Genomic DNA, 15,742 nt, shown 5'->3' on the forward strand with positions numbered 1-15,742 from the left:
TATGATTATGCGTATTGGCATGTTTTTTGCTCTTGTTTCAGGAGTCGTAACTTTAATTTGATAGCATTATGCTTGCACTTTATCTGAAAATCGCTTTCCGCAATATGTGGAAATACAAGACGCAGTCGCTGACCGGTATTTTCGGGTTGGCCTTCGGACTCGCCTGTTTCGTCCCGGCGCTCTATTGGTTGCGTTACGAGACGTCGTATGATGGTTTCTATCCTGATGCTGACCGTATTTATCGTGTCTACTCGTTTGACAAACAGGCAGGCAAGACAAACGATATGGTTTCGGGCATTCTGGACCGGAAACTGCATGACCAGTTCCCTGCCATGCAGACATCTACCGTCTTTTTTATCGATCAAAATGACTGTAAAACCGAAGGGACGCCCTATGTCCGATTGCTTACGCTTTTTACGGACAGTGCTTTTTTAGATGTTTTTCCGCAGACAATCGTGAGTGGCGACGCTTGGCATCCGTTGCAGGTCGCCAATAATATGATCCTGACGGAAACGGTTGCCGTACGTTTGTTCGGGGACGTGGAAAAGGCTGTCGGACAGTCTGTAAAAAGTACAGGCTTGACTCAATATGATCCGCCTTATACCGTTACGGCAGTCATTAAAGATCCTCCAGCCAACACTAATTTGTCGTTTGAGGCTATTCTTTCGCATGAGCAGATAAAGATGCATAAGACCTTTGTGGATGAATCCGGAAAGGCAGTATGGAACTTTGCCTCTTTACAGATGTATGCGAAGTTGCCTCCTTATACAGATGTCGGTCGCCTTGCCGGTCAGTTGCGTGATTATCCTTCCCAGTCACTGGCGAACGGAAACGTGGAAATACGGATGTTGCCGATAGGAGACGTACGCTACAGGCTGAAGGATGAGGCTCCGTTTACACTGAATTTCATACGTCTGTTCGTTGTCGCCGGGATCTTGTTGCTTTTCAGCGCTTTGTTCAACTTCCTGAATCTGCATCTTGATCTTTTTCATCAACGCATGCGCGAGTTGCGCCTGAGGGCTGTAAATGGAGCGTCGAGCGGACAGCTTATCGGGCAAATGTTGTTTGAATTGACTTGTGCCATTCTTTTGGCTTTGCTTCCAGCCGGCTATTTGGTGGTGGCTGTCAACCCGGTCTTTTCCGGATTGCTGGGGATTTCGATGGAGGTGTCGCAGGCATTAGGGCTTTTTGCCCTCTGCGGAGCAGGAGTGATGCTGTTGGTACTTCTTGTCGGGTCTGTCCTTTTTTGGCGGTTAAGCCGGTTGGCCGTCCGGCCGCGGGCAGAAAGGAAGACGACCGGGCAATTGGGCTTGCAGCGCGTAGCCGTTACCTTGCAACTGGCTGTCAGTATTCTGTTTATTGTCGCTGCGTGGGTGGTGATGCTGCAAATGCGTTTCGTCAATCACAAGGATTTGGGGTTCGACCGCAACGGGATTATCTATTTGTCCGGCATACAGCTTTTTATTAATGAGGATGTGCGGGCGGCCTTATTGAAGGAGCTGGCTTCGATCCCGCAAGTCGGGAATGTGACGGATACCTATTTTACGCCGAAGCATAGTGCGACTCCTTCCGACATAAAAACGGATATCGAATGGCCGGGGAAGGCGCAATCCGAAAAATCGGCATTCTGTGTCGTGCCGACCGACAGCCGGTTTGCCGAAACCTTCAAGGTCAACATGCTTCAAGGGGAATGGTTGGGTGAAGGCGGAGAGCGTAATGTCGTGCTCAACGAGGAAGCTGTCCGGGCGATGGGGCTTGAGGAGCCGGTGGGCACCGTTATCCGCATGACATTGAATGAGCCGGAAGAATACCGGGTGGTCGGTGTTGTGAAGGATTTCCATCTCTTTTCGCTTCGTAGCCGCATTCTTCCAACGATCTTCTTCCCATCGATTTATCCGACAAACAGTCTGTATGTCCGTGCTGTGCCGGGGCAGGAGCAGGAGGCGATCCGGAGGATAAACGCAGTGTTGCCCGCGATAGATGCCTCTTTTGTAGATGTTCATCCGGTACGGTTAAGCGAGATGTATGACCGTCTGAATTATTCGGAGCAAGCCGGCTTGAAGATGTTTTCCGTCCTGGCGGTCGTTTGTCTGCTGATCTCGTTGTTCGGCATTTACGCCGTAGCCTCAGCCGCTACGCAGCGCCGGCGCAAGGAGGTAGCTGTCCGTAAGGTGGTGGGGGCCAGAGTGGGCGATATCATCCGCATGTTCTTCCGTGAATATACGGTGCAGGTGATGCTTGCCGGCGCGGTCGCGCTCCCGTTGGCTTACATCGCCATGAGCCGTTGGCTGCAAGGGTATGCCTACCGTACGGACATCCCCTGGTGGTTGTTGGCCGGCGTGATAACGGGAGTGGTCGCGGTGGTGCTCCTTACCGTGCTGGGGCAAGTGTTGAGGGCGGCCAACAGTAATCCGGCGGAGGTGGTGAAAAGCGAATAAGGGTCATCCGCGTACCTGGCTCCTTATTCTTTATCGGTTCAAATATTCTTAGATTATCCTCTAAATACCCCCTGGTTGTTTTATCTAATTAGGGTTCACACTGTCTGGAAAACTCTGTAGATCAGCATATTGCTGTGAACCCTGTGAATGCAAGATAAAAAAGGCGGGATCGACCGATAGGATTGGCTGATCGTAAACCGGTTTCACAGCCTTCACAGCCTTCACAACAAATCGCTGGCCATTAGCCTTTTACCGCCGTGAACCCTGTTTTTTAATTTTGTCACATAAGGGATCGGAATTGGTTCCTGTCCCATAAAATACAGGTTATAGGCTAAAAAATACAGCCTTTAGCCTGTCCGTGAAAAGCCTATAGGGTAGCAGGAAAAAGGTCGGCATCTATCCGGCAACCGATGCCGACCTTTTCGGGAAGCGACAGGCATCTATAGGAACAACTTCACAGACTCATATTCTGGCAGATTTGAACCAATTTTAGGCACGGATTACACGGATTTCACGGTTTAAATATGTTTTGAAAAAACTTCTTGCCGTGTAATCCGTGAAATCCGTGCCTAAAATATAGGTTCAGTTTTTCTTAAAACCGAACTATTAAAGCAAAACTACTTCCGGCAAATGCAGCCCGTCAGATGATCGTTGATAAACCCTGAGGCCTGCAAATGGGCATAACAAATCGTCGCTCCGAAGAATTTGAATCCTCTTTTTTTCATATCCTTGCTCATGGCTTCGGATTCGGGGGATGTTACAGGAATCTCGCCCAGTGACCGAAAAGAGTTGACAATCGGTTCCTGGTTAGGGAGGAACGACAGGGTATAGTTATAAAAACTTCCGAACTCCTTTTGTATAGCAAGGAATAGCTTTGCATTTGTGATTGCTGATTTGATTTTCAGGCGGTTTCTTACAATCCCGTCAAATCCCATCAACCGTTCGACATCTTCATCGGTCATTTGCGCCACCAGCTCGGCATCGAAATTACAAAAGACTTTGCGGTATCCCTCGCGCTTTCTAAGGATCGTTAACCAGTTCAAGCCGGCCTGGGCACTCTCCAGCACCAGAAATTCAAACAATATCTTTTCATCTGTCACCAATTTTCCCCATTCCTGGTCATGATATTTTACATATAACTCGTCAGTGCCACACCAACCGCAACGTTCGTTTACTATATCTTGCATGATTATCCTGTTTATAAATTCATATTAGCATGTATCTGTTCGCAAAAATATACTTTTATTCGTTTTCATCGTGAAAAGCAGGCTGAAAAGTATTAAACTGCAAGCCTATCTCGTTTCTTTACTTGAGAAATGTAAGATAAATTGATATTTTTCTTTTAATTTCTTTGGAGGTACGAATTATTGTTCTACATTTGCAGCGTCAAACAATAAAGACGTAAGAAAAGATGATGAACAACGTATTGCATATTATTCTCGTGGTGGTCCTTCTAGTCATTAGCAGGTAAGGAGAAAGGTGTGCAAGAAGTCGTGAAGTCGTATAAAGATATTTCTTAAGCCTTTCTCCATACAGAGAAGGGCTTTTTTAATATATATAATGTAAGAATAAACGTAGGGACAAGGGAAACCTGTCCATGTAAAGAACAAATGATATGATGAAGAATCCGTTAAGAAGTTCATACAGCACAGAGGGCAGACGCATGGCCGGAGCCCGTGCTTTGTGGCGCGCCAACGGCCTGAAAGAAGAGCAGTTCGGCAAACCGATTATAGCCATTGTGAATTCGTTTACACAGTTTGTCCCCGGCCATGTGCATCTGCATGAGATCGGACAGGTGGTAAAAGCGGAGATCGAAAAGCTGGGTTGCTTTGCCGCCGAGTTCAATACGATTGCAATCGACGACGGTATCGCGATGGGGCACGACGGAATGCTCTATTCGCTCCCTTCACGCGATATTATTGCGGATAGCGTCGAGTATATGGTGAATGCCCACAAAGCCGATGCGATGGTCTGCATCAGCAATTGCGACAAGATCACGCCGGGGATGTTGATGGCGTCCATGCGGCTCAATATCCCGACTATCTTTGTTTCAGGCGGCCCGATGGAAGCTGGCGAACTGGATAATCGCCATCTGGATTTGATCGATGCCATGATCGAATCGGCCGACACTTCGGTGAGCGACGAGCGGATCGCACAGGTGGAACGGAATGCCTGTCCGGGATGCGGCTGCTGCTCCGGCATGTTTACGGCCAATTCGATGAACTGTCTGAACGAAGCGATCGGCCTGGCGCTTCCGGGCAACGGGACGATTGTCGCTACCCATGTGGGACGTACGCAGTTGTTCCGCGACGCAGCCAGGCAGATTGTAGAAAATGCTTATAAATACTATCGTGACGGCGATGAGTCCGTCCTTCCCCGCAGTATCGCCACCCGCCAGGCATTCCTGAATGCCATGTCATTGGATATTGCAATGGGCGGTTCTACGAATACGGTTCTCCATCTGCTTGCAATAGCGCAGGAGGCGGAGGCGGATTTCACGATGGATGATATCGATATGCTTTCCCGCAAGACTCCCTGCCTTTGCAAGGTAGCTCCCAACACACACACGTATCATGTCCAGGACGTAAACCGTGCAGGCGGCATCATGGGGATTATGGACGAACTGCTGAAAGGCGGCCTGGTAGACGGGAGTGTGAAGCGTGTGGACGGCATGACGCTTGCCGAAGCAGCAGATGCCTTTGCTATCACTTCCCCGAATGTAACAAAAGAGGCTGTAAAGAAATATAAGAGCGCGCCCGCCCATCGTTTCAGTATCCGGATGGGATCGCAGGAAACCTATTATAAGGAACTGGATACCGACCGCGCCGGCGGGTGCATCCGTGATGTCGGACATGCTTATTCCAAAGACGGCGGCCTGGCCGTCCTGAAAGGGAACATTGCCCTGGACGGTTGCGTGGTCAAGACCGCCGGCGTAGATGAAAGCATCTGGAAGTTTGCCGGCCCTGCTAAAGTATTCGATTCACAGGATGCGGCTTGCGAAGGCATTCTGGGCGGAAAAGTGGTTTCGGGCGATGTGGTCGTGATCACGCACGAAGGGCCGAAAGGCGGTCCGGGCATGCAGGAGATGCTTTATCCTACTTCCTATATAAAAAGCCGCCATTTAGGCAAGGAGTGCGCGCTGATCACGGACGGCCGTTTCAGCGGCGGTACTTCCGGCCTTTCCATCGGCCACGTCTCTCCCGAAGCTGCGGCAGGCGGGGCGATCGGCCTGGTGAAAGACGGCGATATGATCGAAATCGATATCCCCGGACGTACGATCAATGTGAAGGTAAGCGATGAAGAACTGGCAGAGCGCCGGAAAGCGGAAGAGGCACGCGGCGCGAAAGCCTTTACGCCTCCTCACCGCCAGCGTATCGTTTCGAAAGCCTTGAGAGCTTACGGCAAGATGGTTAGCTCGGCCGATAAGGGGGGAGTGAGAATAGTAGAAGATTAAACACAAGACTAAAATAAAGAGATATGGAGAAACATAAGATAACCGGTTCGGAGGCTTTGCTGAAGTCACTGATAGCTGAAGGAGTAGATACGATCTTCGGTTATCCCGGCGGACAGGCGATTCCTATTTACGATAGTTTGTATGATTACAGGGATAAATTGAAACATGTTTTGGTGCGTCACGAACAAGGGGCGACGCATGCTGCACAGGGGTATGCACGTGTATCAGGCAAAGTAGGCGTGACATTGGTGACTTCAGGTCCCGGTGCGACGAATACGATTACCGGCATTGCCGATGCGCTGATGGACAGCACGCCTATGGTGGTCATCGCCGGCCAGGTTCCTTCTCCATTGCTCGGAACCGACGCTTTCCAGGAAGTCGATGTGATCGGCATTACGCAACCGATCACCAAATGGGCGTACCAGATCCGTAAGCCGGAAGAGATCGCGTGGGCTGTTTCGCGCGCCTTCTACATCGCATCTACCGGACGTCCGGGACCTGTCGTGCTCGATTTGGCTAAGGACGCCCAGGTCGGACTGGTGGATTATGAATATAAGAAAGTGGATTATGTCCGCAGCTATCAGCCGGAACCGGATATCAACCAGGACCGGATCAAGACGGCTGCCGCATGGATCAATAAAGCGGAGAAACCTTTCTGCCTGGTCGGACAAGGCGTTCTGCTGGGAGGCGCCGAAGAGGAGCTGAAAGCGTTCCTGTTGAAGAATGACATTCCTGCCGGTTCGACCGTCCTCGGCCTGTCGGCGTTGCCTTCCGATTTCCCTTTGAATAAAGGTATGCTCGGCATGCACGGCAATGTTGGCCCGAACCGGAAGACCAACGAATGCGACGTGCTGATCGCCATCGGCATGCGTTTCGACGATCGTGTCACCGGCGACCTGAAGACATACGCCAAGCAGGCGAAAGTGATCCATCTGGACATCGATAACTCGGAGATCGGCAAGAATGTACCGGTCGATGTGAAGGTCCTCGGAAATGCCAAACATACCATTCCGATGATAACTGCGTTGTTGGAAGAACGGAAACGCTCGGAATGGAATGCCGAGTTCGAGCCGGATGCGCAGGAAGAATATGAAAAGGTGATCGAAAAGGAATTGTGTCCGGCAGGCGGGCAACTGAAAATGGGCGAAGTCGTTCGAAAAGTGTCCGAGGCAACCGGCAACGACGCTGTTTTGGTGACGGATGTCGGACAGAACCAGATGATGGGCGTACGCTATTTCAAATATAAACGTACCCGTAGCGTGGTTACTTCGGGCGGCCTGGGAACGATGGGCTTTGGCCTTCCTGCCGCTATGGGGGCCAAGTTCGGTGCGCCCGACCGTACGGTCTGCTTCTTTACCGGCGACGGCGGGATGCAGATGACGATCCAGGAACTGGGAACCATCATGCAGGAAAAGCTGGATGTGAAAATCATCATCCTCAATAATAACTTCTTAGGGATGGTACGCCAGTGGCAGGAGTTGTTCTTCCACGAACGCTATTCGAATACGACCATGGAGAATCCCGATTTCGTAGCGATCGCGAAAGCATACGGCATTGCCAGCCGAGCTGTGGAAAAACGGGAGGAACTGGATGAGGCAATTGCCGAAATGTTGAACCATAAGGGAGCTTATGTGCTGGTTGCCAACGTGGAAACGTGCGGTATGGTATATCCGATGGTCCCTGCCGGAGGAAGCGTAACAAACATGATATTAGGAGATAAGTAAGGAGGCGAAGCTATGACAACAAAAAAATTATACACCGTTATTATCTTTTCAGAGAATACAGTAGGTCTTCTGAACCAGATTACGATTATCTTTACGCGCCGGCAACTGAATATCGAGACGCTTTCCGTTTCACCTTCTGCCATACAAGGCATACACAAGTTCACGATCACGACGTTTGCCGATGAAGATATGATCGACAAGGTCGTGAAGCAGATCGACAAGCGGGTGGATATCCTGAAGGCTTATTACAATACGGATGAAGACCTGGTTTTCCAGGAAATAGCCCTTTATAAGCTGAGTACCGAACTGTTCATCAAGATGGGGACGGTCGAGGACTTGATCCGCAAATATAACGCCCGTATTCTGGAAATGAACGAAACATGTGTAGTTCTCGAAAAGAGCGGGCATTACGATGAGACGCAAGCCCTCTTCAAGGAGTTGAGCGAAACGATCGGTGTCTTGCAGTTCATCCGTTCCGGTCGCGTTGCGATCACAAAAAGCCGCGTGGAACGCCTGAGCGACATGCTGGCTGAAATGGAACGCAAGTTACAGGATAAACAAAACGGACAACAATAACGTACGGGCGGTTTGCAAACCGCCCCGACAAAAGCATAGAATTATGGACAAAAACAAAGTAGGAGAATTTCATTTCGTCACAGAACCGTACCTGTTGGATTTCCGTGGGCGCGTGACGATACCGATGATCGGTAACTACCTGATACACGTCGCATCCAGCCATGCCGCCGAACGCGGATTCGGCTTCAACGATATGTCGGAACGGCATACCGCTTGGGTGCTTTCCCGCCTGGCAATCGAAATGATCGAATATCCTGCCATGTCCGAACCCATAACGCTATATACCTGGGTGGACGAAGTCGGCCGTCTTTTTACCAGCCGTTGTTTCGAGCTGGTGGACGCTGGCGGTAAGACATTCGGTTATGCCCGCTCTATTTGGGCGGCTATCGATGTGGAAACACGCCGGCCGACCTTATTGGACGTCGCCGGGTTGAGCGCTTATGTCACAGACCGTCCCTGCCCGATCGAAAAGCCGGGAAAGATTGCGGCTGTGGAGAATGATACGGAAGGAATCCCTTATATCATTAAATACAGCGACCTCGACATCAACGGTCACCTGAACAGTATCAAGTATATGGAACATCTGCTCGACCTGTTCGATCTGGAGCTGTTTAAGACAAAAGATATCAAACGTTTCGAAATCGCTTACCAGTCCGAAGGTAAGTATGGCATGGAACTCATGCTGCACAAGAAGGAGGCGGATGCCGGAAAATATGATATGGCGATCTGTAACGAAGGCAAAGCGATCTGCCGTGCCGCCGTTACGTGGCGTTGAATAAACAAAGAATTATTTTATTAACACATTACATTTAATAGTAAAAGAATATGGCAGTAATGAATTTTGGCGGTGTTGACGAAAACGTAGTAACCCGCGAAGAATTTCCGTTGGAAAAAGCAAGAGAAGTGTTGAAAGATGAAGTAATCGCAGTTATCGGTTACGGTGTTCAGGGTCCTGGACAGAGTTTGAACTTGCGTGACAACGGTTTCAACGTTATCGTAGGACAGCGTCCCGGTAAGACGTATGACAAGGCCGTAGCCGACGGTTGGGTTCCGGGCGAAACATTGTTCGGTATCGAAGAAGCATGCGAAAAAGCAACCATCATACAGGTTCTGCTTTCCGATGCCGCCCAGATCGAATGCTGGCCGCGTATCAAGAAATACCTGACTCCGGGCAAGGCGTTGTATTTCTCCCACGGTTTTGCTATCACTTACAAGGAACGTACCAACATCATCCCTCCTGCTGACGTCGACGTGATCCTGATCGCACCGAAAGGTTCCGGCACTTCTTTGCGCCGCATGTTCCTGCAGGGACGTGGCCTGAACTCCAGCTATGCAATCTTCCAGGATGCGACAGGCAAAGCTTGGGATCGTGTGATTGCTTTGGGTATCGGCGTCGGTTCCGGTTACCTGTTCGAAACGACATTCAAGAAGGAAGTTTATTCCGACCTGACAGGCGAACGTGGTACTTTGATGGGGGCTATCCAGGGGTTGCTGTTGGCTCAATACGAAACATTGCGTGAAAACGGCCACGAACCTTCCGAAGCATTCAATGAAACAGTGGAAGAATTGACGCAGTCTTTGATGCCGCTGTTCGCTGAAAACGGTATGGACTGGATGTATGCAAACTGTTCGACAACAGCACAGCGTGGTGCTCTGGACTGGATGGGTCCGTTCCACGATGCAACTAAACCGGTATTCGAAAAACTGTATAAGGAAGTCGCTTGCGGCAATGAAGCCCAGCGTTCTATTGATACAAACAGCAAACCGGATTATCGTGAAAAGCTGAATGAAGAATTGAAAGCGTTGCGCGAAAGCGAAATGTGGCGTGCAGGCGCGGTCGTTCGTAAATTGCGTCCGGAAAACAATTGATAGACATAGCACCTTTTTATTAGTGTGTAAAGGAAAGCGACAATTCGGTATGGATTGTCGCTTTTTTTATAGGAAATGTATCATTTCAATAAGAAATCTTTGGATAGTAATCGGTATCTTCGTGGCAGGAAATCTGAATTTAATTGCTTAAATATTATATCATGAAGAAATTTCAAGTTTTAGTAATGCTGTTGTGGCTGTCTGTTTGCCTTGCAGGTGCGGTAGAGTCAAAGATCCAGTTGGTGCATGGCCCATATTTGCAGAATTTGGGGCCTGACGAAGTGACGATTGTGTGGTTGTCGGATAAGCCGTCTGTCGGTTGGGTGGAACTGGCGCCGGATGACGATACGGACTTTTATGCTACCGAACGTCCCAAGTATTACGATGCACGTAACGGGGTTAAGAATACATCCACGATCCATACTGTGAAGATTAAAGGGCTTAAGCCGGGCACGAACTACCGCTATCGCGTCTTTGTACAGGAGGTGTTGAGCCATATCGGACATAAGGTTATCTATGGGAATTACGCCTCGACTGATGTCTACTCCAAAAAGCCGTTGGTGTTCAAGACAAGCAATCCTGCGGATAATGCCGTCTCATTTGCGATGGTGAACGATATACATGGAAAGAATGACGTGTTGACGAACTTGGTTTCCAAATGTGATCTGGAAAAGACGGATTTCTTCCTTTTCAACGGCGATATGGTGTCGGTCTTCAATGAGGAGAATCATATCTTCGACGGTTTTATGGATACGGCGACCAAGCTGTTTGCCTCCGAGATTCCGATGTATTATACGAGAGGCAACCATGAAACGCGTGGTGCTTTTGCAACCGAATTCCAGCGTTACTTTTCTCCGAAAGAAGAGAATATCTACTATATGTTCCGGCAAGGCCCGATCTGTTTCGTTATCCTGGATACGGGAGAGGATAAACCGGATTCCGATATCGAGTATGCCGGCATAACGGTTTACGACGAATACCGGACGGAACAGGCGGAATGGTTGCGTCAGGTATTGGATAGTAAAGAATATAAGGAAGCGCCGTTTAAGATCGTCGTTGCCCATATCCCGCCGATCGGGGGCTGGCATGGAAACCTGGAAGTGGAAAATAAATTCATGCCTTTGTTACGCGATGCCAAGCCGGACGTGATGCTGTGCGGCCACCTCCACCGTTTCATCCATCAGGAGGCAACGGCTCAGACGCCATTTCCGATTATCGTCAATTCCAACACTGCTGTCCTGAAAGCGACTGCCGATCCGAAAGAACTGAAAATACAGGTCGTGGATGTGGACGGGAAAGTGCTGGATCAATTCTCCATAAAAAAGTAACACCATGAAATATCTGTTCTTTTTCCTGCTTTTTTCAATGTTTACAGCCAATGCGCAAGAACATAGAACGGAGATAACCGGCACGGTTAAGGATGTGGCGGGCAATCCGGTTGCTTTCGTTAATGTCGGTATAATGGGAAAGAGTCTTGGCGATGTGTCGGACAGGGCAGGTAAGTTTCGCCTGCTTGTACCGGATTCCTTGATGAACGACTGCTTGACTGTTTCCCATATTGCCTATAAAAAATATTCCCGTTATCTCCGAGAACTTGTAGGGGCTCCTGTCTCCGTCGTGTTGGAGGATAGCTTGTTAGTGCTCCCGGAAGTCAATATCTCACCTCTGAAAGGGAAATGGATTAGTAATAAGGGTATGCGGATACCGGGTGGAGTAATTAAGATATTAGGAGGGCTGAACGGGCAGGTATAGCTTGATAAGTGAATTTTAAGTTACGAATTGAAGTTGTCAGTGTGTATTCATCTTACGTTCTATAAGAAAATATATACAAAAAACTTCGAATTATATTTGGAGGTTTGGAAAAAGGCTGTATCTTTGCAGCGTTCAAACAAAAACAAGTTAAAGAACAACATGAAACAGGAAATGCTAAATAGTCTCATTATTTCTCTAAATATTATTCTACTCTGGGAACGGGATAGGAAGTGAGACTGTGTATGCTTTGCTGGGCATTAAGATATGAAAAAGCCTTTCTCACTTCCTTGTGAGAGAGGCTTTTTTCATTTTAAGAATTAAGAATAGGTATTAATTTAAGACGATAAGAACTATGTCAGACAGATTATTTATTTTCGACACAACATTGCGCGACGGTGAACAAGTGCCGGGTTGCCAGTTAAACAGTATTGAAAAGATCCAGGTTGCCAAAGCATTGGAAGAGCTGGGTGTTGATGTGATAGAAGCCGGTTTCCCCGTATCGAGTCCGGGTGATTTCAATAGCGTTGTTGAAATATCGAAAGCCGTAACCTGGCCTACAATCTGTGCGCTTACCCGTGCGGTGGAGAGAGACATCGATGTGGCTGCCGATGCGTTGAAATATGCAAAGCACGGACGGATACATACGGGTATCGGAACGTCCGATTATCATATCAAGTATAAGTTCAACTCCAACCAGGAAGAGATTCTGGAACGTGCCATTGCCGCTACCAAATATGCTAAGAAATATGTGGAAGACATCGAGTTCTATTGCGAGGATGCCGGACGTACGGACAACGAATATCTGGCACGTGTGGTAGAAGCGGTTATCAAGGCTGGTGCTACGGTGGTGAATATTCCCGATACGACCGGCTATTGCCTGCCGGACGAATATGGCGCGAAGATCAAATACCTGATGGAACATGTGGATGGTATCGAGAAGGCGATCCTTTCTACTCATTGCCATAACGATTTGGGAATGGCGACCGCCAACACCGTTCAGGGTGTGTTGAATGGCGCCCGCCAGGTGGAAGTCACGATGAACGGTATCGGTGAACGTGCCGGAAATACGTCTTTGGAAGAAATCGCAATGATCTTCAAAAGTCACAAAGAACGTGGCATTATCACCAATATCAACACGACCAAGATATACGGTGTCAGCCGTATGGTGTCCAGCCTGATGAATATGCCGATCCAGCCGAACAAAGCGATCGTCGGACGCAACGCGTTCGCCCATTCTTCCGGCATCCACCAGGACGGCGTATTGAAAAACCGTGAAAGTTATGAAATCATCGACCCGAAAGATGTGGGAATCGACGATAACGCAATCGTGCTGACTGCCCGTAGCGGACGTGCGGCATTGAAACATCGCTTGCAGGTGTTAGGTGTCGAACTGTCGCAGGAAAAGTTGGACAAGGTATATGAAGAGTTCCTGAAACTGGCCGACCGCAAGAAAGATATCAACGACGACGATGTCTTGATGCTTGCCGGTAAGGATCGTACGGCCATGCACCGCATCAAGTTGGAATATCTGCAGGTGACTTCTGGCGTCGGTTTGCAGTCCGTTGCCAGCGTTTGCCTGAATATCGCAGGCGAGAAGTTCGAAGCAGCCGCTTCCGGCAACGGCCCTGTCGATGCGGCTATTAAGGCGGTGAAATCCATTATCCACCGTACGATGACGATCCAGGAGTTCCTGATCCAGGCAATCAATAAAGGTAGCGACGACATGGGTAAAGTACACATGCAGGTCGAATACGAAGGAAACCGTTATTACGGTTTTGCAGCCAATACCGATATTATAGCGGCTTCTGTTGAGGCATTTATCGATGCAATTAATAAATTTGTGAAATAAACCAATAAATATGAATACATTATTCGACAAAATTTGGGATTCCCACGTGGTGACGATGATCGAAGAGGGACCCACACAGCTTTACATCGACAGGTTGTACTGTCATGAAGTGACCAGTCCGCAGGCTTTTGCCGGCATGCGGGAACGTGGTTTGAAACCGCTTCGCCCGGAACGTATCTATTGTATGCCGGATCATAACACCCCGACACACGATCAGGATAAACCGATCGAAGATCCTGTCTCGAAGAATCAGGTCGACACGCTGGCAAAGAACGCTGCCGATTTCGGTCTGACTCATTATGGAATGATGGATGAACGGAACGGCATCATCCATGTGGTAGGCCCGGAACGCGGTCTGACCTTGCCGGGAATGACTATCGTTTGCGGCGACTCGCATACTTCCACGCACGGAGCGGTCGGAGCGGTTGCCTTCGGTATCGGAACCAGCGAAGTGGAGATGGTGATGGCTTCGCAGTGCATCTTGCAGGCAAAACCGAAAACCATGCGCATCCGTGTGGAAGGCAATTTGGGAAAAGGGGTGACGGCAAAGGATGTCGCTCTCTATATCATGTCGAAAGTAACGACCAGCGGCGCCACCGGCTATTTCATAGAATATGGAGGTTCGGCTATCCGCAGCCTGACGATGGAAGGCCGCCTGACCTTGTGCAACCTGTCTATCGAAATGGGAGCACGCGGAGGGATGATCGCTCCCGACGAAACAACCTTTGCTTATCTCAAGGGACGTGAAAACGCTCCGGTGGGTGAAGAATGGGATAAAGCCGTCGCTTATTGGAAAACGTTGAAGAGCGGTGATGACGCCGTGTTTGATAAAGAAATCCTGTTTGATGCAGCCGATATCGAGCCGATGTTGACCTACGGAACCAACCCAGGTATGGGCATGGGTGTCACCGGACATATTCCGACTGTCGAAGGCATGGGTGAAGTGGCTAAAACTTCCTTTATGAAATCAATGGAGTATATGGGCTTCGAACCGGGCGAATCGTTGTTAGGCAAGAAGATCGACTATGTATTCTTAGGCTCTTGCACCAATGGACGTATCGAGGATTTCCGCGCTTTCGCTTCTATCGTAAAAGGAAAAAAGAAAGCGGAAGGCGTAACGGTATGGCTGGTTCCCGGTTCCTGGATGGTAGACGCGCAGATCCGCGAAGAAGGTCTGGACAAGATATTTGAAGAAGCTGGTTTCCAATTGCGTCAACCGGGATGTTCGGCTTGTCTGGCGATGAACGATGATAAGATTCCGGCTGGCAAATATTCGGTTTCGACAAGTAACCGTAACTTCGAAGGACGTCAGGGACCGGGCGCACGCACGATTCTGGCCGGACCGTTGGTTGCCGCCGCTGCCGCCGTAACGGGCGAGATTACCGATCCGCGAACATTAATCGGATAATGTAAGTTGTATTAAAACGATAAATAAGATAAAGAGATGAAACAGAAATTCAATATCATAACATCAACCTGTGTCCCTCTTCCTTTGGAGAATGTGGATACGGACCAGATTATCCCGGCCCGCTTTCTGAAAGCGACCGACAAGAAAGGGTTCGGCGAAAACCTGTTCCGTGACTGGCGGTATGACAAGCAAGGTAACAAAATCGAATCGTTTGTCTTGAACGATCCGACCTACAGCGGCCAGATACTGGTGGCAGGAAAGAACTTCGGTTCGGGTTCCAGCCGCGAACATGCTGCCTGGGCGATTGCCGACTATGGTTTCCGGGTTGTTGTTTCCAGTTTCTTTGCCGACATCCACAAAAACAACGAACTGAACAACTTCGTCCTTCCGGTTGTCGTAAGCGAACCGTTCCTGGCCGAGCTTTTCGACTCTATCTATGCCGATCCTGCAACAGAAGTCGAGGTCAATCTGCCCGCCCAAACCATCACCAACAAGGCTACCGGTAAGAGCGAGCACTTCGACATCAACGCCTATAAAAAGGATTGCTTAGTAAATGGCCTCGACGACATTGACTACCTGTTATCCAACAAAGCAAAGATCGAAGCATTCGAAGGGGGACGCAATAATAAATAATGATAAATGATGATTTATTTTAGGCACGGAATACACGGA

The 15,742-nt window shown here is 49.1% G+C and carries 12 protein-coding genes; 11 read left to right on the forward strand and 1 reads right to left on the reverse strand.

Annotated features, from left to right (window positions below):
* Window positions 1-68 precede the first annotated feature (68 nt).
* On the forward strand, window positions 69-2,438 hold the full coding sequence (locus H8S65_RS07350; protein ID WP_186929341.1) for an ABC transporter permease: 2,370 nt from the start codon (window positions 69-71) through the stop codon (window positions 2,436-2,438).
* A 617-nt stretch (window positions 2,439-3,055) separates the two neighbouring features.
* On the opposite strand, the gene H8S65_RS07355 is transcribed toward H8S65_RS07350, so the two are convergent.
* Window positions 3,056-3,625 carry a DNA-3-methyladenine glycosylase I gene (locus H8S65_RS07355; protein ID WP_186929342.1) on the reverse strand — a complete coding sequence of 190 codons (570 nt, stop codon included), beginning with the start codon at window positions 3,623-3,625 and terminating at the stop codon, window positions 3,056-3,058.
* Between the two features lie 431 nt (window positions 3,626-4,056).
* Here H8S65_RS07355 and ilvD point away from each other — a divergent pair, with 431 nt between their 5' ends.
* The 10 genes from ilvD to leuD all read left to right on the forward strand — a co-directional run bounded on the left by ilvD (window position 4,057) and on the right by leuD (window position 15,703).
* Window positions 4,057-5,892, forward strand: a complete 1,836-nt coding sequence (gene ilvD / locus H8S65_RS07360) for a dihydroxy-acid dehydratase (RefSeq protein WP_186929407.1) — start codon at window positions 4,057-4,059, stop codon at window positions 5,890-5,892.
* A gap of 23 nt (window positions 5,893-5,915) precedes the next feature.
* A complete protein-coding gene (gene ilvB / locus H8S65_RS07365; protein ID WP_186929343.1) occupies window positions 5,916-7,616 on the forward strand; it encodes a biosynthetic-type acetolactate synthase large subunit in 1,701 nt (566 codons plus the stop codon).
* Between the two features lie 12 nt (window positions 7,617-7,628).
* On the forward strand, window positions 7,629-8,192 hold the full coding sequence (gene ilvN, locus H8S65_RS07370) for an acetolactate synthase small subunit (RefSeq protein WP_186929344.1): 564 nt from the start codon (window positions 7,629-7,631) through the stop codon (window positions 8,190-8,192).
* 43 nt (window positions 8,193-8,235) lie between these two features.
* On the forward strand, window positions 8,236-8,967 hold the full coding sequence (locus H8S65_RS07375; RefSeq protein ID WP_186929345.1) for an acyl-[acyl-carrier-protein] thioesterase: 732 nt from the start codon (window positions 8,236-8,238) through the stop codon (window positions 8,965-8,967).
* A gap of 50 nt (window positions 8,968-9,017) precedes the next feature.
* Window positions 9,018-10,061 carry a ketol-acid reductoisomerase gene (gene ilvC / locus H8S65_RS07380; RefSeq protein WP_186929346.1) on the forward strand — a complete coding sequence of 348 codons (1,044 nt, stop codon included), beginning with the start codon at window positions 9,018-9,020 and terminating at the stop codon, window positions 10,059-10,061.
* A 161-nt stretch (window positions 10,062-10,222) separates the two neighbouring features.
* Window positions 10,223-11,389, forward strand: a complete 1,167-nt coding sequence (locus H8S65_RS07385) for a purple acid phosphatase family protein (RefSeq protein ID WP_186929347.1) — start codon at window positions 10,223-10,225, stop codon at window positions 11,387-11,389.
* Window positions 11,390-11,393: 4 nt separating this feature from the next.
* The gene (locus H8S65_RS07390) at window positions 11,394-11,813 is read left to right on the forward strand and encodes a carboxypeptidase-like regulatory domain-containing protein (protein WP_186929348.1); all 420 of its coding nucleotides are present in this window, start codon (window positions 11,394-11,396) and stop codon (window positions 11,811-11,813) included.
* Window positions 11,814-12,165: 352 nt separating this feature from the next.
* On the forward strand, window positions 12,166-13,662 hold the full coding sequence (locus H8S65_RS07395; RefSeq protein WP_186929349.1) for a 2-isopropylmalate synthase: 1,497 nt from the start codon (window positions 12,166-12,168) through the stop codon (window positions 13,660-13,662).
* A gap of 10 nt (window positions 13,663-13,672) precedes the next feature.
* Window positions 13,673-15,070 carry a 3-isopropylmalate dehydratase large subunit gene (leuC, locus tag H8S65_RS07400; protein ID WP_186929350.1) on the forward strand — a complete coding sequence of 466 codons (1,398 nt, stop codon included), beginning with the start codon at window positions 13,673-13,675 and terminating at the stop codon, window positions 15,068-15,070.
* Between the two features lie 36 nt (window positions 15,071-15,106).
* Window positions 15,107-15,703: a 3-isopropylmalate dehydratase small subunit gene (gene leuD, locus H8S65_RS07405; protein WP_186929351.1), complete on the forward strand. Its 597-nt coding sequence runs from the start codon at window positions 15,107-15,109 to the stop codon at window positions 15,701-15,703.
* Window positions 15,704-15,742 lie beyond the last annotated feature (39 nt).

This window comes from Parabacteroides hominis (assembly GCF_014287585.1).
Taxonomy (GTDB): domain Bacteria; phylum Bacteroidota; class Bacteroidia; order Bacteroidales; family Tannerellaceae; genus Parabacteroides; species Parabacteroides hominis.